This window comes from Bacillus sp. S2(2024) (assembly GCF_050474045.1).
Taxonomy (GTDB): domain Bacteria; phylum Bacillota; class Bacilli; order Bacillales; family Bacillaceae_G; genus Bacillus_A; species Bacillus_A yunxiaonensis.
The window spans coordinates 2,969,439-2,989,616 of the sequence record NZ_JBFLUS010000003.1 but is presented as its reverse complement, the minus strand read 5'-3'; the positions used below and the strand labels follow the sequence as shown (position 1 = coordinate 2,989,616).

Below are 20,178 nucleotides of genomic sequence, written 5' to 3'. Positions count from 1 at the left end.
TGGGCAGCAAAGAAAGTTGTTCATCCTTTTTCTTTATCCCATTAATCGCGGGTAGTAAGTCTCTTGCTTTAAGGTTTTGAGAAAACGAAGAAGGTAGGTGAGGTACCTGCTAGCATATATCTGATTTGTTCAACTCACTATAAGTGGGGGGTGAAAAAATCCATTTATGGAAGTTTCACTTTATATTTCAAGTGATTTCTATTCTATCTCGTTTGTACCGTACATATAATTATAACAATGGTTCGTCCATAATATGGATGAAACCCTTGTTCTACAAATTTTATGGTGGAGTCAGGGGGGGAAAGGTTGAATAAAATTTATGTGTTAGATACGAATGTGCTTTTGCAGGATCCGTTATCTATTTTTTCTTTTGAAAATAATGATGTAGTCATCCCAGCTGTTGTGCTAGAAGAAGTAGATTCAAAGAAACGTTATATGGATGAAGTGGGAAGAAATGCACGCTACGTATCAAAACTAATAGATAAATTTCGCGAACTTGGAAAACTGCATGAAAGTATTCCTCTCGAAAACGGGGGGACGTTTCGGATTGAGCTAAATCATCGTTCATTTGTTCAGTTACAAGATATTTTCGTAGAGAAAACAAATGATAATCGTATTTTAGCTGTTGCCAAAAATTTATCATTAGAAGAGCAAGAAAAAGAAGATGGAAAATCTGTCATCCTTGTAAGTAAAGATGTGCTTGTAAGAGTGAAAGCTGATGCGCTAGGTTTACAAGCTGAAGATTACTTGAGTGATCGCGTTACTGAAGTAGAAAATATATATACGGGTTTCTTAGAGTATTACATACAAAAAGAGATTTTAAATCGTTTTTATGAAAAAGGAGAACTGCCTCTTTCTGAAATTGCAAATCACCCTTTTTATCCAAATCAATTCATTGTGATGAAGGATGCTTTAGGGGGATCTAGTTCAGCTCTTGGCATTGTTGATCATTCGGGGAAAAAAATGAAAAAGCTTATTTTTCCGAATGAGCAAATTTGGGGGATTCGTCCTCGAAATGTACAGCAAATTATGGGGATGGAATTATTACTACGTGAAGATATTCCTCTTGTTACATTGACTGGAAAAGCAGGAACCGGGAAGACATTATTAGCATTAGCTGCGGGGCTTATGCAAACAGAAGATTTGGGGATGTATAAAAAGCTACTTGTAGCAAGACCGATTGTTCCAGTTGGAAAAGATATTGGATATTTACCAGGAGAGAAAGAAGAGAAGTTAAGGCCTTGGATGCAACCTATTCACGATAATTTAGAATATTTATTTAATACAAAAAAACCTGGAGAATTAGATGCAATTTTAGCGGGGATGGGTTCTATTGAAGTGGAAGCTTTAACATATATTCGCGGACGGAGTATCCCAGAGCAGTTTATTATTATAGACGAAGCTCAAAATTTAACAAAACATGAAGTAAAGACAATCCTAACGCGTGTTGGAGAGAAAAGTAAAATTGTTTTAATGGGAGATCCGCAACAAATTGACCATCCATACTTAGACGAATATAATAACGGCTTAACATATGTGGTAGAAAAGTTTAAAGAACAAAAAATTAGTGGACATGTGAAATTTGTGAAAGGTGAGCGTTCTAATTTAGCACAACTAGCAGCGGATTTATTGTAGGGGAGAGTGGTGAAAAGCCACTCTTTTTTGTTTATCCCACATTAACTGGCAGTAAGCCCCACCACCTCAAGGATGAGAGAAAATCGTTGTCCGGCCCTAGTGACTAAAATCTCCGATCGTTTCGCCTCGTCCGAGGAGGCGGGCGTCCTGCGATTCTGGGCGAGCCGCTTACGCTTTTCTACAGAAGATAGGTAGGGGATAACTGCTGGCATGCGCCCGATTGGTGAGAGCTAACCATCAGTGGGGAATAAAAAAACCCCCACTGATGGAAGTTTCACTTTACACAATGGTAAACTTTCGGATATATCGAATTGGATCATTGACATTAGAGCTATCTCCAAAATAAAGATGAACAGGACCATCTTCTTTTAGCGGTTTTCCGTTTTTAGAAAAGCCGAGAATAGCATCCTTTGCTTTTTGTAATGGAATAGTTGTAATGCCGGTTTCTGTATGAATTTCTACATGAGTTGCATCGCTGGAAATTTCAGTATTTTGTAAAAAAGGTAAGAATGGTATACCGAATGTCCCTGTAATAATTTTCTCTTTTTCAAATCTTGCAATGCTTTTATTGACAGGCGGGAAAATAGCTCCTTCTCTAATTTCACGATCCCAATGTTTAGATGCTTGCTCAGTATAATGTGCTAATTCATTTTTTGTTTCTTGTGGATTTGTAAAGTATGTTGTTAAGTCTACTTTTCGATCATCAAAAATCCAGACACTTGGATCAATTGTAATTGGAAAGCGTACATTTCCGTTAATAAATAATATTTCACTCATTATTGTTCCCCCATTTGTCTTATACTCCCACTTTTCAGTATAATAGGACTAAGGACAATTGTCACAGGAAATGTTTCTATTGCAATTTATGAAAACTATCGCTAATATTAGTAGATAGGATAGGAGAGTAGGACGGAAACGGAGGGAATCAATTTGACGTCTGAGACAGTAACAAATCATCAGGAAAAGGCACTTGCCCTTCTACAAGCTGATGCAGAGAAAATTCTAAGACTTATTAAGGTGCAAATGGATCACCTTACGATGCCGCAATGTCCATTATACGAAGAAGTGCTCGATACACAAATGTTTGGCTTATCCCGTGAAGTTGATTTTGCGGTTCGTCTTGGTCTCATTGCGGAAGATCAAGGTAAGGAAATATTAGGAGAATTAGAACGAGAGCTATCGGCACTGCATGAAGCTTTTACAAACAAACAATAATAGCTGGTTCAAATAAGGAGCTCAAACTGAATCAGTTTGAGCTTTTTTTGTGCAAAAAATGATTTTCCTGAAAAGCAGGAAGAACACAAATACATATGGAATACAACTGTTAAAAAAGAAAAGAGAAAGAGGATTTTGAATGAAAAGAGTTTGGAAGTCCATAGATTATTCTTTAGTGCTTCCTCTTGTTATCGTATGCGTGCTTGGAGTCATTATGGTGTATAGTGCCAGTTCTATCGTTGCGATTACAAAATATGGATACGCGAGCGATTACTTTTTTCGTTCGCAACTTAATAAACAAATACTAGGGACAATCATATTATGTGTTGTTATGTCCCTTCCTTTTCAATTCTGGAGAAAACGAATTGTTAACGTTTTTATTGTTTTTGGTAGTATTCTAATGCTCTGTTTAGTATTGTGGAAAGGAAAGGTTGTAAACAATGCTCAAGCATGGATATTTGGAATGCAACCAGCTGAGTTTATTAAAGTTGGTGTTATCATTGTATCAGCTCGCTTTTTGGCAAAACGTCAAGAGACGAATACACCAATTTGGCATGGAGCAGGTAGTACGGCTATTTTTTTACTTTTAACCTTTTTATTAATTTATAAGCAGCCAGATTTAGGAACAGCTTTGTTAATTTTAGGGACAGTTGGAATTATGTTCCTCTGTTCGGGTATACAAATTGGACGCTGGCTAAAGCGTGTGACTTTTTCATCTGTTATTTGGGCACCGCTATTATATTTTATTGGTAAACATAGTTTATCACCTGTTCAGATTGCCCGAATTACAACAGCAATCAATCCCTTTAATGATCCGCAAGGTAAAGGCTTCCAATTGGTTAATTCATTTGTTGCAATTGCTTCAGGTGGAGTTGGTGGACGAGGATTAGGAAATAGCATTCAAAAGTACGGCTATTTACCAGAGCCGCATACAGATTTTATTATGGCAATCGTTTCGGAAGAACTTGGTTTTATAGGCGTGGCGATTATCTTAATCGCATTATTAGTGATTGTAATTCGTTCTTTCCGAATTGCTCAAAAATGTAAAGATCCATTTGGGAGTTTTTTGGCGATTGGTATAGGAAGTATGATAGGTGTGCAAACTGTTGTAAATTTAGGTGGAATTACAGGGTTATTGCCTCTTACTGGTGTACCGGTTCCGTTTATCAGTTTCGGAGGAAGTTCTTTATTAGCGAATTTACTAGCAATGGGGATTTTGTTAAATGTAGCTAGTTCTGTAAAACAACAAGAAATAAGAGTTGAGCAACAGCCTAAACAAGAGAGACATCTCGTTGTTGTAAAATAAAGAAGCTTTGTATAAGTGTACAAAGCTTCTTTTTTTGCATAATTTCACAAAAAAAGAACTTATTCAGATGGTTTTTAACAAAATAGTATGTCACATTTAATCAAATGTGTTTATAAAAGGCTTGGTTGCTTCTTGAAATTTATGCTATACTAATTTTGTGAGACAAATTGAACAGAAAGCTTATCATTTGCCAAAAAATAAGGTATGATGAATAAAAATAAGGTGAAGCTTTTGGATAGTGAATATCACACTGCTAGAAGTGAAGTACTTATTTCTGCTAAGGCAGGGCAAATCTTTGCTGCTATGAATGGTAGGAAAATAGAGGGGGAAAATCATGAAAAAGCTGCAACGTATTCAAAAAGTATTAGTAGCTAACCGCGGTGAAATTGCGATTCGTGTGTTTCGTGCTTGTACAGAATTAGGACTACGCACAGTTGCGATTTACTCAAAAGAGGATAGCGGTTCATATCATCGATATAAAGCAGATGAAGCGTATCTGGTAGGAGAAGGTAAAAAACCAATCGATGCATATCTTGATATTGAAGGTATTATTGATATTGCAAAACGTAATCATGTTGATGCGATTCACCCAGGATACGGTTTCTTATCAGAAAATATCAAATTTTCAAAACGTTGCGAAGAAGAAGGCATTATCTTTATTGGTCCAAAGAGTAAGCATTTAGATATGTTTGGGGATAAAGTGAAGGCAAGAACACAAGCGCAACTAGCGAATATTCCTGTCATTCCTGGTAGCGATGGCCCAATAAGTGGAATTGAAGAAGTAGAAAGCTTTGCTAAAACATATGATTACCCGATTATAATTAAAGCAGCTCTTGGTGGCGGCGGTCGAGGAATGCGTATCGTACGCAGCGCAGATGAATTAAAAGAAGCGTATGACCGTGCGAAATCCGAGGCGAAAGCAGCGTTTGGTAATGATGAAGTATATGTTGAAAAGTTTGTTGAGAATCCAAAGCATATTGAAGTACAAATATTAGCAGACGAACATGGTAATGTTGTTCATTTATATGAGAGAGATTGTTCAGTGCAGCGCCGTCATCAAAAGGTTGTAGAAATAGCACCAAGTGTGTCTCTTCCAGAAGAACTTCGCAATCGTATTTGTGAAGCTGCAGTTCAATTAACGAAAAATGTCGATTATGTGAACGCGGGGACAGTTGAGTTTCTTGTAAAAGGAAACAATTTCTATTTTATTGAAGTAAATCCACGTGTCCAAGTTGAACATACGATTACAGAAATGATTACAGGTATTGATATTGTTCAATCACAAATTTTGATTGCTGATGGCTATGCTTTACATAGCGAAAAAGTAAGTATTCCAGAACAAGAAGATATAATTACACACGGATTTGCGATTCAATCGCGTGTGACAACAGAAGATCCGCTTAATAACTTCATGCCAGATACAGGGAAAATTATGGCATATCGTTCTGGTGGTGGTTTTGGTGTACGTTTAGATACAGGAAACAGCTTCCAAGGTGCAGTTATTACACCATATTATGACTCATTACTTGTAAAAGTAACCACTTGGGCGTTAACGTTTGAACAAGCAGCAGCCAAAATGGAACGTAATTTAAAAGAATTCCGTATTCGTGGTATTAAAACAAACATTCCATTTCTGGAGAATGTTGTGAAGCACAAAAACTTTTTAACAGGAAAATATGATACATCGTTTATCGATTCTTCACCAGAACTATTCGTATTTCCAAAACGAAAAGACCGCGGTACAAAAATGCTATCGTATATTGGTACAGTAACGGTAAATGGATTTCCTGGAGTGGGAAAACAAGAAAAGCCGATTTTTGCAGAAGCTCGCATTCCAAATGTTGAATATTCTGAACCGTTTCCAACTGGTACGAAGCAAATTTTAGATGAGCGCGGAGCCGATGGGTTAGTAAAATGGGTTCAAGAACAAAAACAAGTTTTGTTAACGGATACTACATTCCGTGATGCGCATCAGTCATTATTAGCAACGCGTATTCGTACACAAGAGCTAAAACACATTGCTGAACCAACAGCGAGAATGTTGCCGAACTTATTTTCAGCGGAAATGTGGGGAGGAGCAACGTTTGATGTTGCGTATCGTTTCTTGAAAGAAGATCCATGGGAACGTTTATTACAATTACGCGAGAGAATGCCAAATGTATTATTCCAAATGCTTCTGCGTGCATCAAATGCAGTAGGATATAAAAACTATCCAGATAACTTAATTCAAAAATTTGTAGAGTGTTCTGCACAAGCTGGTATTGATGTATTCCGTATTTTTGATAGTCTAAACTGGGTAGAAGGTATGCGTGTTGCGATTGATGCTGTGCGTCAAAGTGGTAAGATTGCAGAGGCAACAATGTGTTATACAGGTGATATCCATGATCCGATGCGCAGTAAATATGATTTGAATTATTATAAAAACTTAGCAAAAGAGCTAGAGGCATCAGGTGCGCATATTTTAGGGATTAAAGATATGGCGGGATTATTAAAACCAAATGCAGCATATGACTTAGTATCTGCATTAAAAGAGGCGGTATCGATTCCGGTCCATCTTCATACGCATGATACGAGCGGAAACGGTGTATTAACATATGCGAAAGCAATTGAAGCTGGAGTTGATATTGTAGACGTTGCGGTAAGCTCTATGGCAGGATTAACATCTCAACCAAGCGCTAATACGTTGTTCTATGCATTAGAAGGAAATGAAAGACAACCGAATGTGGATGTGAAATCTTTAGAGAAGCTCTCTCATTATTGGGAAGATGTTCGTAAATATTATTCTTCATTTGAAAGTGGCATGAATGCACCGCATACAGAAGTGTACATGCATGAAATGCCAGGTGGCCAATATAGCAATCTACAACAACAAGCAAAAGCTGTCGGTTTAGGAGATCGTTTTGATGAAGTGAAAGTAATGTATCGCCGCGTCAATGATATGTTTGGTGATATTGTTAAAGTAACTCCATCGTCAAAAGTAGTGGGTGATATGGCCCTATTTATGGTACAAAATCATTTAACAGAGAAAGATATTTATGAGCGTGGTCATGCATTAGATTTCCCAGGATCAGTTGTGGAAATGTTCTCTGGCGACCTTGGACAACCGTATGGTGGTTTCCCGAAAGAGTTGCAGGAAATTATTTTAAAAGGAAAAGAGCCTTTAACGGTAAGACCAGGTGAATTGTTAGAACCAATTGATTTTGAAGGGGTAAAAGAAGAGTTATTCCATAAACTAGGTCGTGAAGTAACGATGTTTGATATTGTAGCGTATGCGTTATATCCGAAAGTATTTATGGATTATCAAAAAGTTGCAGACCAATATGGAAATATTTCTGTTCTTGACACACCAACATTCTTCTATGGTATGAGACTGGGTGAGGAGATTGGTGTAGAAATTGAACGTGGTAAAACGCTAATTGTGAAATTAATTTCGATTGGAGAACCACAATTAGATGGAACACGTGTTGTATATTTTGAATTTAACGGACAGCCTCGTGAAATTGTTATAAAAGATGAAAGTGTTAAAGCGACAGTTTCCCAACGAGTGAAAGGGAATCGCGAAAATCCAAATCATATTAATGCAACAATGCCAGGGACTGTAATTAAAGTAGTAGTAAATGAAGGAGATACAGTGAAAAAAGGTGATTCCATGGCAATTACAGAGGCGATGAAAATGGAAACAACTGTACAAGCCCCATTTACTGGTACTGTGAAAAAAGTATATGTGAAAGATGGAGAGGCAATTCAAACAGGTGATTTGCTAATTGAATTGGAACAATAATATAAAGTGAAACTTCCGTCAGTTGGATTCTTACTGTCCGTTAATGCGGGATAGAACAGCTGTTAGTCAGATTTTTTACACACCGTTCTCATTCAGGATTATTTCAAAAAACAAAAAGAGCTGCATGAAAGCAGCTCTTTTTGTTTTTTTTGAAAGTAATAGGAAAGTTATTATAATAGTTTCTTTTGCTGTGTAGTACGATTCATTTCTGTTTTTTGTATGTTTGTTTTACTGCGTGTTACTAGCATAACTAAATAGCATAATACAGCAAACAAGCATGCTATAAAGAGTGAATGAAGAAGTGACATGACTAAGCTTGCATCTGTGAATACAACTAAAATACCAGAGATTGCTTGACACATCACAAGGCTAAATGCAGTAATCCATCCATAATATATAACAGCTTGTTGTTTATATTGCCGGACAGCTATAATCATTGCGTATAAAATCCAAACAAAAATTAATGTAGCGGCAAATCGATGTCCCATTTGTACCCATTCATGAAATTGCGTTGGAAATGGACTGTTTTTGCTGCATAATGGAAAAGTTGGACATGCTAAGCTTGCGTGTTCATGGCGCACCAATGCTCCTGTATAGACAACAATGTAACTGTAAATTGTTACACCGTAAATATGAAATCTCATCTTCTTATCAATATTAAGTGAGTGGACATCAAACTTTTTATCAATTTCAAAGATGAGGAGTGTCAATAAAATAACAGCAGCAAACGAAATAAGAGAGATACCGAAGTGAATTGCTAATACAGCCGGAACTTGTCCCCATACAACTGCAGCTGCTCCCATAAGTGCTTGAGCTACTAAAAATGCGAAAGACAGAATGGCAAGGGTTTTTGTTTCACGAACGTGCCCGTAGTATTTCCAAGCTAAGACACATAGTAGTGTAACAAGAACTCCTGCAGAACCTGAAGTAAGGCGATGACTCAGCTCAATAATTGTTTGTATTGATAGGTCCGAGGGAATAAGTTGCCCATTACATAGCGGCCAAGATTTACCACAACCTTGGCCTGAACCAGTCTTAGTAACCAATGCTCCGCCAAGAAGAACAAGGAATAAATCAAGACTCGTAATGACTGCTAACCATTTTATAAAACGTTGCAATCCTTTTCACCAGCTTTCTATTCTAAAGTTATTGTGCAATATTTTGATGAAATAAATATTATAGAAACTGAACTGCACTACAGTCCTATGATATATAAAATCTTATAAAATAGCAAAGGCGGACGGCAAAGGGGAAGATGGGATAAAATAATACTAAAATCCAGAAAATAAATTACTGATTTTAACAAAAACAGCGGATTTTATAAATAAATAAACGGAAATACATGCGAAATTTGACAAAATGGTTTATTATAAAAGGTAATTACGTGCTATTATGAAGAGAGTAGGGAAAAACTTTTTAATGGCAGACACAAAAAGTTCATGTTTTCTTCACAAATTTTTCATGAAATATGTTTTAATATATTCGAGTGAGAAGTGTATATTAATAGCAGAAGCAAAAAACAACATTTCTACTGTAATAATATTGCTATATAGAAGCTAAAGAGCGTTTTATTTCAAAGAGAATGCTCATTGCAGAGTAATTATGATGAAAGTTTTAGAGGGGGTTGAAACGATGAGCCATGCAACAAGTCAATTGCATGAGGAATCAACCGTAACGGATGTGCCGGAAACAAGTCGTGTACAAGATTTATTAGCGCTTGTAAAAATGGGAATTGTAAATTCAAATACATTAACGGTATTTACTGGTTTTTGGTTGGCTCTACATTTTAATGGATTAAACTTTGTGGATCAGCTGGATAAAATGTTTTTCACAATTGTTGGTTCTGCACTTATTATGGCAGGATCATGTAGTTTGAATAACTACATTGATCGTGATATTGATCATTTAATGGAACGAACAAAAAATCGTCCGACAGTAACTGGGAAAATGAAACCGAGTTTTGTATTAACATTTGGTATTGTATTATTACTATTAGGTTTCGTATTCTTGCTTCTTACAACGCCGATGGCTGCATTTATTGGTTTTATTGGAGCATTCACATATGTTGTTCTTTATTCATTATGGACAAAAAGAGCATATACGCTTAATACAGTAGTAGGTAGTGTATCAGGAGCGGTTCCACCTTTAATTGGTTGGGCAGCTATTGATCCAAGTTTGGATCATCCTATTGCTTGGATGTTATTCTTAATTATGTTTATATGGCAAATTCCACACTTCCTCGCTCTTGCGATGAAACGTGTTGAAGAATATCGCAATGCAGGTATTCCAATGCTTCCTGTAGTATATGGATTTGATATAACAAAACGTCAAATTATGATTTGGACAGTCTGCTTATTGCCACTTCCATTTTATATGAGTGCGCTTGGAGTAACATTTATGGTAATTGCAACAGTGCTTAACATCGGTTGGATCGCGTTAGGGTTTTATGGCTTCCGTAAGAAAGACGACATCAAATGGTCCGTGCAAATGTTTGTATACTCCTTGAATTACTTAACAATCTTATTTATTTCAATGATTGTTGTAACATTCTTCTAAGACAACGACATCAAGAGACTTCTTTACGTTGAGATTTACTTTACTTACTATAAAGTACAATCTAATTAACAAAGAAAGTGGGGGTTGTTTGCATGAAGAAACAGTGGCGATTGCTTTCGCTCGTTTCACTAGTGGCTTTACTGTTAGGGGGATGCGGTAAAGCCTTTCAATCTACTTTGATTCCACAAGGTGAAGTAGCAAAAATGCAATACGATTTATTGTTGTTAGCCAGTGCAATCATGATTGGTGTCGTTCTTGTTGTTACGATTATTTTCTTGTATGTAATTGTGCGTTTCCGTCAAAGAAAGGGACAGGAAAACTATATTCCGAAGCAAGTAGAAGGAAATCACAAGCTAGAAATTATATGGACAGTCATTCCAATTTTACTTCTATTGGTATTGGCTGTCCCTACTGTTACATATACGTTTAAACTTGCTGACGTTAGTGCTATTGAGAAAAAGAATATTGATAAAGACACAATCGTTGTTGATGTAACAGCGAATCTTTATTGGTGGGAATTTTCTTACAATAATGAAAAATTAGTAACTTCGCAAGATTTAGTCATCCCTACAGGTAAAAAAGTGTATTTAAATTTAAAGGGTTCTGATATTAAACATTCATTTTGGGTTCCGTCTTTAGCTGGAAAAATGGATACAAATCCAGATAATACAAACAAAATGTGGATTAAAGCGGATAAATCAGGCACATATAATGGTTTTTGTGCAGAATTTTGTGGACCCTCTCATGCTTTAATGCAGTTTAAAGTGAAAGCTGTTGATGAAAGCGAGTACAAAAAATGGGTTGCTAGTATGAAAGACTTAGATGGTAAGAAAGCTGTTGCTTCTACGCAAGAGCAGGAAGGTAAACAAATTTTTGAAAAGAGTTGTATCGGTTGTCATGCTGTTGGATCAAACGATAACAGACCACCTTCTGCACGTATTGCACCGAATTTAGCCAACTTCGCAGATCGTGATATGGTTGCAGGTATTGCTGAAAATAATGAAGAAAATGTGAAGAAATGGTTAAAAGACCCTGAAAGCATGAAACCAGGCAACAAAATGGCTGGAAAGTATGGTAATCTTACTGACGATCAAGTAGATGCATTAAATGCGTATTTACAAACATTAAAAGTTGAAAAGTAAAGAGAAACTATTTGCGAAGGGGAGGTTGAAAACGTGAGTTCTGTAGCAAAAAAACAGGGAGTGGGTTCTGTAATTTGGGATTATTTAACGACAGTAGACCATAAAAAAATTGCCATTCTCTATTTAATTGCAGGTGGGTTATTTTTTATCATCGGAGGAATAGAAGCATTATTTATTCGGCTTCAATTAGCGATTCCAAACAATGATTTTCTCGTTGGAGATATGTACAACCAAGTGTTAACAATGCACGGAACAACAATGATTTTCTTAGCAGCAATGCCACTTATATTTGCAATGATGAATGCGGCGGTACCACTTCAAATTGGTGCACGAGACGTTGCGTTTCCATTTATTAATGCTCTTGGATTTTGGTTATTTTTCTTTGGAGGCGTATTTTTAAACTTAAGTTGGTTTTTAGGCGGGGCGCCTGATGCAGGGTGGACATCATATGCATCGTTATCACTCGCATCCAAAGGACACGGTATAGATTTCTATGTTCTTGGTCTGCAAATTGCAGGTATTGGTACATTAATAGGAGGAATCAACTTCCTTGTTACTATTATTAATATGCGGGCACCTGGGATGACATATATGCGGATGCCGATGTTTACATGGACTACTTTTGTAACATCTTCACTTATTTTATTTGCATTCCCACCGCTTACAGTAGGTCTAGCTTTGTTAATGTTGGATCGTTTATTTGGCACAAGCTTCTTTAACCCAGCTCTAGGAGGAAATACGATTATATGGGAGCATTTATTCTGGATCTTCGGTCATCCAGAGGTATACATTCTTATACTCCCTGTTTTCGGAATATTCTCAGAAATATTCGCTACATTCTCTAAAAAACGTTTATTCGGATATTCATCTATGGTCTTTGCAACGGTATTAATTGGATTTTTAGGATTCATGGTTTGGGCACATCATATGTTCACAGTAGGTCTTGGACCAGTAGCGAATGCAATTTTTTCTGTAGCTACAATGGCAATTGCTGTTCCAACAGGTATTAAAATTTTCAACTGGCTCTTTACGATGTGGGGTGGAAGTATTCGCTTTACAACACCAATGATGTGGGCTGTTGGTTTTATTCCATCATTTGTTATGGGTGGTGTAACAGGCGTTATGCTTGCATCAGCTCCTGCTGATTATCAATTTCATGATAATTATTTCGTTGTAGCTCATTTCCATTATGTAATCGTTGGTGGTGTTGTGTTTGGCTTATTTGCAGGTGCTCATTATTATTGGCCACTTATGTTTAATAAAGTTTTAAATGAGACACTTGGTAAAATTACATTTTGGTTGTTCTTTATTGGCTTTCATTTAACGTTCTTTATTCAGCACTTCCTTGGTTTAATGGGTATGCCGCGTCGCTATTTTACGTATTTGCCAGGACAAGGATTAGAAGTTGGTAACTTAATTAGTTCAGTAGGGGCAGTATTTATGGCTCTCGGAACAATTGTACTGCTAGCTAATGTTGTAAAAACATCCTTTTCTAAAAAACAAGCTGGTCGCGACCCTTGGGATGGTCGTACATTAGAATGGTCAATTCCAGCGCCGACACCTGAGTATAACTTTAAGCAATTACCGTTTGTGCGTGGATTGGATCCATTATGGATTGAAAAACGTGAAGGGAAAAACGAAATGACACCAGCAGAACCGATTGGTGATATTCACATGCCAAATGCATCTTTCCTGCCATTTGTCATCTCTTTAGGCTTATTTATTGCAGCATTTGGAGCGATGTATATGCATGCAGGGAAAGAGAAAATGTGGCTAGTAGTAGCGATTATTGGTCTGATTATTACTTTTGGAGCAATGCTCTTACGATCTGTAATTGATGATCATGGATACCATATTCATAAAGAAGATTTAGAAGATAAAGGGGGCAAGGCATAATGCATGCAGAGGAAAAATTAACAAATGAAACCTTTCCAGCAGAGCCTGAAAAAGCAACCCTTGAGGGAAAGAATAAATTTATTGGATTTTGGTTGTTTCTAGGAGGCGAGACAGTACTGTTTGCGTCCTTATTTGGAACATATTTAACACTGAAAAATTCAACAAATGGTGGAGCGTCATCACAAGAGATGTTTCAAATGCCGCTTGTGTTCATTATGACAATGCTTCTGTTAACGAGTAGTTTAACTAGTGTATATGCAATGTATCATATGAAGAATTTTAACTTTAAGCAAATGCAGCTTTGGCTTATTGTCACTGTATTGCTTGGGATTGGATTTTTAAGTTTTGAGATTTATGAATTTAATCATTATGTTCATGAGTTTAAACATACGATGAGAAGTAGTGCATTCGGTTCTGCATTTTATGCGTTAGTTGGTACGCACGGGTTACACGTACTATTTGGATTACTTTGGATTTCAACTTTAGTAATCCGTAATGCGAAGCGTGGTTTGAATTTATACAATGCTCCAAAGTTTTACGTGGCATCAATTTACTGGCACTTTATCGATGTAGTTTGGGTGTTTATTTTCACTGTAGTATATTTAATGGGAATGGTGGGATAAACAATGGCAATTAAACAAACAAATATAAGTAATCCTAAAGTCGATCTTGCTTATCGCAGAAAAAAAAGTGCGGAAGAAATGAAGCATCAAGTCGTTACTTTCGGATTAATGATTTTTTTAACAGTCATTGCATTTGCAGCAGTCGCATATCCTAAAACATTTGGTCCGCTTTTTTCCGTACCATTTATTATATTGTTAGCTGTTGTGCAAGTTATTTTTCAATTGTATTATTTTATGCATATGAGCCATAAAGGGCATGAAGCACCTACATTTTTCTTGTATGCTGGTCTGATAGTCGGCTTAATTACAATTTTAGCTTTTATGACAATTGTTTGGCTTTAAAAAGAAAGGGGATTGAATGTTTCATCAATCCCCTTTTACATATGAAAGGGAGGGTGAAAAAAAGTGAGCAACTTATGGATATTCGGTTTTGAAGCACTGTGGAGCCCATTCTTTTTTCTTTTTATGTTAGCTATTGTGATTGGTTATCTTTTAATTATTGGAAAGTATCGACATCGCTTTCCGAATGGAGAAAAAGTAAGTAAACGAAAAATTTTTTATTTTATAAGTGGTATGTTCCTTTTGTATTTTGTTAAGGGGGGGCCAATTGATTTACTTGGACATATTACGTTTAGCGCACATATGTTAGAAATGGCAATCATGTGTATCGTTGTACCTCCACTGTTATTACTTGGATTACCGGATTGGTTGTTTCAATACATAACATCATTTCGATTTATTCGTATGATGTTACGTATATGGGCAAATCCTATTGTAGCTTTATTTGTTTTTAACGGGCTATTTTCTATGTATCACTTGCCTGTCGTATTTGATGCAGTAAAGCAAAGCCAAATAGGGCATCCAGTCGCTCTTGCCCTATTATTCTTTATGGCGATGATGCTATGGTGGCCTATATTTAATCCATTACCAGAATATCAAACATTAAGTGATATTCAAAAAATTGGTTATATGTTTGCCAATGGTATGTTATTAACGCCATCTTGTGCACTTATTATTTTTGCCACAGGGCCATTGTTTGCTACCTATACAGATCCAAGTGCATGGATGAAGGCAATGGCACTTTGTGTACCAGCTGGAACATTATCTAACTTAAATATTACAGGTCCTGATTTCTTGCATTGGCTTCCTGCTTTAGAGGATCAAGAAACAGGAGGTATTGTAATGAAGATTATACAAGAAATTGTGAACGGCACAGTGATTGGATATGTTTTCTTCTCGTGGGCACGTAAAGAACGAAAAAAGGATGCAGAACAGCTTCATGCATTACCCCCGTATTTACAGACAAAATAAAATGAAACTTCTTTCAGTGGGAGGTTTGTCACCCTCCATTGATGGAAACTTCTTACCTATTGAGCTCATGTCAGTGGTTATCTCTGACATATTTTCTTTGTTTTTCCTGAGTCTTGAGTTGGGAGTTTATTGTCTACGAATAGTGAGGTGAATTTACAAAGCAAAAAGAAGGTGTATCATTGTGTACACCTTCTTTTTGCTTTATTATTCTATAATCGCTAAATCTTGCAATTCTTTTTCGATATTTTGAAGTAACTGCTCACTTTTTTGAAGAACATTTTTCGGGAAATTTTCGTCCTCCCCGTACTCTACACCATGTGGATAATAATGTTTACCAAGAAGCGGTGTCAATAATTTAATATGGGCATGTCTGCCTCCAATGTCTCCTTCTATGGCAAAACCTTGTATACGTAAATAATACACATCTTTTAGCATTTCAAATTTATAGTCGTATGTAACCCGCTCGTAATCCCATTGCCCGGCTAGTACAAAATGATGCTTGTCCATTACCTCAGTTAGAAGTGTGAAGTCAACAACTGTACCTTCAAGTTTCGTATTTGTAAATCGCATGAAATATCCTCCTTATTTTAAACGTAAGATCTCCTTGATTTTATAATAGTACGAATAGTGAGAAAATACAATTCATATAGAGAGAAAAGGGATAATGTCTACTTTCATGCAAGAAATATGATATAGTGAACATAGTGTGGTACACACAAAATAGAGAAAAACAGTTTTGTTTGTGTATACCTCAATTTTATGGGTATTCAGGAGGTATATAATTTGAAACAATTGTTCCGTATCATAGTAATTACTATTCTTATTTTAGCGATTGATTTATACGGGAAATTACTCGTTTCTCAATATATATTACAATCTCCGCATTCAAAACCAGAGCATAAAATCGTAAAAATGAAAAAAGAAAATCTAGGTGTGCCAGAAGTAATTCCGCAGTTACTTGGTAGTGACCCTGAAAAATTGTTAGTGAAGTGGGGCGAACCGGCGCGAATTGAACCATCTGCATATGGTTATGAATGGTGGATATATAATCAAGATTTATCACAATATGTGCAATTTGGGATTTTGGATCATAAAATTGTTACGATTTATGTTGGCGGAGAGAAAGTGAATATTTCTCCATTTCGTATCGGTGAAAGATATGAAGATGTTTATAAAAGGAATCCGTTTTCATATGAAATTTCACTTAGAATGGGGAAAAACAGTTATCAATTTGAATTGTCTGATGTTGAAGTAGCAGAACAACCACTTGTTTCTATGGAAGAAGGGTGGGCGCAATTATATTTTGATCATTTTACACATAAGCTTGTCGGTGTTCGTTATATGGATGATGAAACGTTAATAAAACAAAGGCCATATCAAATTGTATCTTCTGGGGAATTAACGAATCCACAACCATTATCGCCAGAGCAAGTGAAGCAAGTTGAACAAGGAAATGCACAACAAATTTTAGATTTGACAAATGTAATTCGTAGTAGTTACCACCTTCCATTATTAGTATGGGATCAACAAACGGCGGTAGTAGCATATGAACATAGTAAAGATATGAAAGATAACAATTATTTTTCGCATGACTCACCTTCATTTGGCACTTTAGGGGATCGTTTGCAAAAAGGAAATGTATCATTCCAACTAGCGGGAGAAAACATCGCAGCCCAGTATGGTGATGGAATTGCAGCAGTGCAAGGATGGTTAAATAGTGAGGGACATCGAAAGAATTTACTAAACGAACAATTCACTGATTTAGGAATTGGAGTGTATGATAAATTTTATACGCAAAATTTTATTCAAAAGTAAGGTGTATGAATTGCCTAAAAATAGGCGAACCATGCGCCTTTTTTTTCTTACAATATAGTAGAAGATACATCTGGTGAGGTGATTGTAATGACAGCGGTGAAAGGAGATTTACATCCTTCTATTCAACAATTCAAAGAGTTTGTACGCCAGCATCCAAAGATGGTTCATGACGTTCGAAATGGAAAGAAATCGTGGCAACAATTTTATGAAGAGTGGTATTTACTTGGAGAACAAGATGATGTATGGAATCATTACAAAGTGAACGGGGAGATTATTCCTCCTTCTGTACAAGAAGATCGCGGAGAAAAGTCTGAGGACTTTATGGGGCAAATGGTATCGTTTTTTAAAAAGTTAGATGTGGACCAGGTGCAGCAACATTTAGCAAATATGACCACTGCACTTGGAAGCGTGCAGCAAGTTATTCAACAGTTTCAAGGGAACCGAGCACCAAAACAGCAGCGTAATTCGGAAAATAATCCGTTTTTCTTTCAAAAAGATTAGGAGGAAAAGTGATGAGAAAAGAACTCATCGAATTTGTGAGATCGAATGAAGATTTACAGAAATATATTCGGGAGCAGCCGTATTGGTATCGGAAACTTTCTAGAAATCCAAGTGAAAAGGAATCATTTGAACTGGCAGCTATGCAATATTTTAAAAAGACAATTCCAGACAAGGTAGCTAAGTTTCAAAACCAGTTATCGGTTGCTTCTCTAATGATAGATATGTTTCAATATATGAAACAGCAAAACGTTGATTAAGTTGATTAATTGGAAGTAAAAACTGTGTCCGTCATGCGAAACTTTTGTTACAATAAAAAAGAATTCTGGAAAAAGGAGTTACAGCATGACGGAAATTTGTTTAGTACGACATGGACAAACTGATTGGAATTTTCAAGAGATTATTCAAGGGAGAGAAGACATTCCTTTGAATGAGATTGGAAAACAACAAGCAGCGCAGAGTGCAGAAGTATTACGATCTGGAACATGGGATGTAATCATTAGCAGTCCTTTAGTGAGAGCGCACGAAACGGCACAAACAATTGCTGATGCGATTGGGATAAATACAATTCATCTTGATGAACGTTTTATAGAACGCAATTTTGGTGCAGTATCAGGGAAACCAGTTGATGAAGTAAGGCAGCTCATTGCTGATGGGAATGTCGAGGGCATGGAAACAGAGGAAGAAATTGTAGAGCGTTGTTTTTCTGCATTAAAAGATGTTGCTTGTCAGTATGATGGGAAACGAATTATTATTGTTGCGCACTCTCATGCTATTAAAGCGATTCTTCATGCGATTGTTCCAGGTGAAATTACGTTTAAAACGTCTTTAAAAAATGCGTGTATGAGCTATGTGAAACAATCAAAAGGAAAATGGACCGTATTAAGATATAATATTGGAGAACATATCTCTTTATAAGTTGTTTTTAAGTGGGAATGCAAAGTTAGAAGTTCCGTTATAAATGTGATATGATTAGTATTCGGAGGTGTCTCTTATGATACTAGCGACGCTAGAGAGCGTAATGATTCTAGATGAAGCCGAACAATTAGCGAAAGCAGTTGTTTGTTCAGATATAGCTGAGCGTTATCGCGAATGCCATCATGCATTGCAGCAAAATCAAGAAGCACAAACGTTAATTAAACAGTTTATAGCTCTGAAGGAACGATATGAAGAAGTGCAGCGTTTTGGGAAATATCATCCGGATTTTACTTCAGTTTCTGCGCAAATGCGAGAATTGAAACGGGCGGTAGATTTGCATGAAGTGATAGCTGCTTTTAAAAAAGCAGAAAATGAATTGCAAAAGCTATTAGATGAAGTCAGTACAGTGATTGGGATGGAAATCTCAACTTCTATTAAAGTTCCAACAGGGAACCCGTTCTTTGATGCAGGGGGATGTGGAGGAGGTTGTGGTTCTGGTGGTAGCTGTGGGTGCAAAAAAACGGGGTGATTTGCCCCGTTTTTTAGGATATAGAAGAAAATAGATACAAAAAACACCCACTAATATCCTTTGGTGTTTGAAAAACTGATCAGGACTTGTATGTAAAGTTATAAATTTCTGTGTGTGTTTGTAAAATAGAAAGAATGAAATTATATAAAAGGAGAAAATTATGTTTGGGCAACGACAAAGTATGATTGTCTATCTACATTCCTTAAAACACGCTAAAATTTTAAGGAAATACGGAAACATTCATTACATATCGAAGCGGTTTAAATATGCCGTTGTGTATTGTGATATGGAGCAATTGGAACATATGATGCAAAAATTAAATAAGCTTCCGTTTGTAAAAAAGGTAGAGCCATCTTATCGCCCATTTTTAAAAACGGAGTTTGAAAATTCTAGGCCAGATCGTGCAAAAGAATATGATTATAATAAGATTGATTAAAAACCCACCAAAATTTGGTGGGTTTTTCTTGTATTATTTGCATGTAGAACTAGTGAGATTTTCTTAGTGGAAATTTCACTTTATTGCATTGGCGGGATGAAATGGTTCATTCGCAATATACCAATGAGATGGTTGAAATATAATTCTTTTTCTGGAAACATTGTCGATGGTTTGACTGTGAAAGAAACGACTTGTTTACCAATTTCTGAAGCGGTATTTTCAAACAAGGCAATGCGTTTGCTTTGTTTATCTTTTTCCACAGGAATTCCTTCTAGACATATGTATAGTGGCTGAAAATTGCCTACTGCTGTTGGATGTAGAACAACAGCAAGAGAACAAACTGATTTATTATCTTTTAGTGTGTGGAATTGTAACATATGAGATACACGGTGTTGGTTTGCCTTTGCGATTTCTAGTAATTCATATAAATCGGAGTAACCTTCACCCAGTTGAATAAAACGTTGAATCATGTCTTTCCCTCCTTCTTCTTTTACTGTATCATTTCATTTTTGAAATG

Annotated in this window: 21 protein-coding genes; 17 read left to right on the top strand and 4 right to left on the bottom strand. The window is 36.4% G+C overall.

All coding sequences use genetic code 11. The annotated features are described in order from the left end of the window. Positions 1 to 306: 306 nt before the first annotated feature. Positions 307 to 1,635 carry a PhoH family protein gene (locus AB1284_RS14950; protein ID WP_336483227.1) on the top strand — a complete coding sequence of 443 codons (1,329 nt, stop codon included), beginning with the start codon at positions 307 to 309 and terminating at the stop codon, positions 1,633 to 1,635. 279 nt (positions 1,636 to 1,914) lie between these two features. Here AB1284_RS14950 and AB1284_RS14945 read toward each other — a convergent pair whose 3' ends face one another. Then, complete coding sequence (locus tag AB1284_RS14945) at positions 1,915 to 2,412, bottom strand: peptidyl-prolyl cis-trans isomerase (RefSeq protein WP_429754111.1); 498 nt, start codon at positions 2,410 to 2,412, stop codon at positions 1,915 to 1,917. A 153-nt stretch (positions 2,413 to 2,565) separates the two neighbouring features. Here AB1284_RS14945 and AB1284_RS14940 point away from each other — a divergent pair, with 153 nt between their 5' ends. From AB1284_RS14940 to pyc, 4 genes are all read left to right on the top strand, one after another. Then, on the top strand, positions 2,566 to 2,850 hold the full coding sequence (locus AB1284_RS14940) for a YlaN family protein (RefSeq protein ID WP_429754112.1): 285 nt from the start codon (positions 2,566 to 2,568) through the stop codon (positions 2,848 to 2,850). Positions 2,851 to 2,989: 139 nt separating this feature from the next. Then, positions 2,990 to 4,156, top strand: coding sequence for an FtsW/RodA/SpoVE family cell cycle protein (locus AB1284_RS14935; protein ID WP_429754113.1), 1,167 nt, complete (start codon positions 2,990 to 2,992; stop codon positions 4,154 to 4,156). Positions 4,157 to 4,363: 207 nt separating this feature from the next. Continuing rightward, a complete protein-coding gene (locus AB1284_RS14930) occupies positions 4,364 to 4,531 on the top strand; it encodes a hypothetical protein (protein ID WP_429761857.1) in 168 nt (55 codons plus the stop codon). Beyond that, positions 4,491 to 7,937 carry a pyruvate carboxylase gene (gene pyc / locus AB1284_RS14925; protein ID WP_429754114.1) on the top strand — a complete coding sequence of 1,149 codons (3,447 nt, stop codon included), beginning with the start codon at positions 4,491 to 4,493 and terminating at the stop codon, positions 7,935 to 7,937. Before AB1284_RS14930 ends, pyc begins: the two co-directional genes overlap by 41 nt. A gap of 170 nt (positions 7,938 to 8,107) precedes the next feature. Here pyc and AB1284_RS14920 read toward each other — a convergent pair whose 3' ends face one another. After that, positions 8,108 to 9,055: a COX15/CtaA family protein gene (locus tag AB1284_RS14920; RefSeq protein WP_429754115.1), complete on the bottom strand. Its 948-nt coding sequence runs from the start codon at positions 9,053 to 9,055 to the stop codon at positions 8,108 to 8,110. Positions 9,056 to 9,569: 514 nt separating this feature from the next. On the opposite strand from AB1284_RS14920, the gene cyoE reads away from it, so the two are divergent. From cyoE to ctaG, 6 genes are all read left to right on the top strand, one after another. Beyond that, positions 9,570 to 10,493, top strand: coding sequence for a heme o synthase (gene cyoE, locus AB1284_RS14915; RefSeq protein ID WP_336483221.1), 924 nt, complete (start codon positions 9,570 to 9,572; stop codon positions 10,491 to 10,493). Positions 10,494 to 10,585: 92 nt separating this feature from the next. Beyond that, positions 10,586 to 11,635, top strand: coding sequence for a cytochrome c oxidase subunit II (gene coxB, locus AB1284_RS14910; protein WP_429754116.1), 1,050 nt, complete (start codon positions 10,586 to 10,588; stop codon positions 11,633 to 11,635). A 33-nt stretch (positions 11,636 to 11,668) separates the two neighbouring features. Beyond that, on the top strand, positions 11,669 to 13,531 hold the full coding sequence (gene ctaD, locus AB1284_RS14905; protein ID WP_429754117.1) for a cytochrome c oxidase subunit I: 1,863 nt from the start codon (positions 11,669 to 11,671) through the stop codon (positions 13,529 to 13,531). Further along, positions 13,531 to 14,154 (top strand): cytochrome (ubi)quinol oxidase subunit III, encoded by a 624-nt coding sequence (locus tag AB1284_RS14900; RefSeq protein WP_429754118.1) that lies wholly within the window; start codon positions 13,531 to 13,533, stop codon positions 14,152 to 14,154. Before ctaD ends, AB1284_RS14900 begins: the two co-directional genes overlap by 1 nt. A 3-nt stretch (positions 14,155 to 14,157) precedes the next feature. After that, a complete protein-coding gene (ctaF, locus tag AB1284_RS14895) occupies positions 14,158 to 14,496 on the top strand; it encodes a cytochrome c oxidase subunit IVB (protein WP_429754119.1) in 339 nt (112 codons plus the stop codon). 63 nt (positions 14,497 to 14,559) lie between these two features. Next, positions 14,560 to 15,465, top strand: coding sequence for a cytochrome c oxidase assembly factor CtaG (ctaG, locus tag AB1284_RS14890; protein ID WP_429754120.1), 906 nt, complete (start codon positions 14,560 to 14,562; stop codon positions 15,463 to 15,465). A 204-nt stretch (positions 15,466 to 15,669) separates the two neighbouring features. Here the strand turns inward: ctaG and AB1284_RS14885 are convergent, their stop codons facing one another. Beyond that, a complete protein-coding gene (locus AB1284_RS14885) occupies positions 15,670 to 16,035 on the bottom strand; it encodes a YugN family protein (RefSeq protein ID WP_336483215.1) in 366 nt (121 codons plus the stop codon). Between the two features lie 213 nt (positions 16,036 to 16,248). Here AB1284_RS14885 and AB1284_RS14880 point away from each other — a divergent pair, with 213 nt between their 5' ends. The 6 genes from AB1284_RS14880 to AB1284_RS14855 all read left to right on the top strand — a co-directional run bounded on the left by AB1284_RS14880 (position 16,249) and on the right by AB1284_RS14855 (position 19,661). After that, on the top strand, positions 16,249 to 17,280 hold the full coding sequence (locus AB1284_RS14880) for a CAP domain-containing protein (RefSeq protein WP_429754121.1): 1,032 nt from the start codon (positions 16,249 to 16,251) through the stop codon (positions 17,278 to 17,280). An 87-nt stretch (positions 17,281 to 17,367) separates the two neighbouring features. Further along, on the top strand, positions 17,368 to 17,781 hold the full coding sequence (locus tag AB1284_RS14875) for a YlbD family protein (RefSeq protein ID WP_429754122.1): 414 nt from the start codon (positions 17,368 to 17,370) through the stop codon (positions 17,779 to 17,781). An 11-nt stretch (positions 17,782 to 17,792) separates the two neighbouring features. Beyond that, a complete protein-coding gene (locus AB1284_RS14870) occupies positions 17,793 to 18,038 on the top strand; it encodes a YlbE-like family protein (RefSeq protein ID WP_336483212.1) in 246 nt (81 codons plus the stop codon). A gap of 85 nt (positions 18,039 to 18,123) precedes the next feature. After that, complete coding sequence (locus AB1284_RS14865) at positions 18,124 to 18,696, top strand: histidine phosphatase family protein (protein ID WP_429754123.1); 573 nt, start codon at positions 18,124 to 18,126, stop codon at positions 18,694 to 18,696. A gap of 76 nt (positions 18,697 to 18,772) precedes the next feature. Beyond that, positions 18,773 to 19,225, top strand: a complete 453-nt coding sequence (locus tag AB1284_RS14860; RefSeq protein WP_429754124.1) for a YlbF family regulator — start codon at positions 18,773 to 18,775, stop codon at positions 19,223 to 19,225. A gap of 160 nt (positions 19,226 to 19,385) precedes the next feature. After that, complete coding sequence (locus AB1284_RS14855) at positions 19,386 to 19,661, top strand: YlbG family protein (protein ID WP_154710709.1); 276 nt, start codon at positions 19,386 to 19,388, stop codon at positions 19,659 to 19,661. Between the two features lie 80 nt (positions 19,662 to 19,741). On the opposite strand, the gene AB1284_RS14850 is transcribed toward AB1284_RS14855, so the two are convergent. Continuing rightward, positions 19,742 to 20,131: a DUF7147 family protein gene (locus AB1284_RS14850; protein WP_336483209.1), complete on the bottom strand. Its 390-nt coding sequence runs from the start codon at positions 20,129 to 20,131 to the stop codon at positions 19,742 to 19,744. Between the last annotated feature and the right edge of the window lie 47 nt (positions 20,132 to 20,178).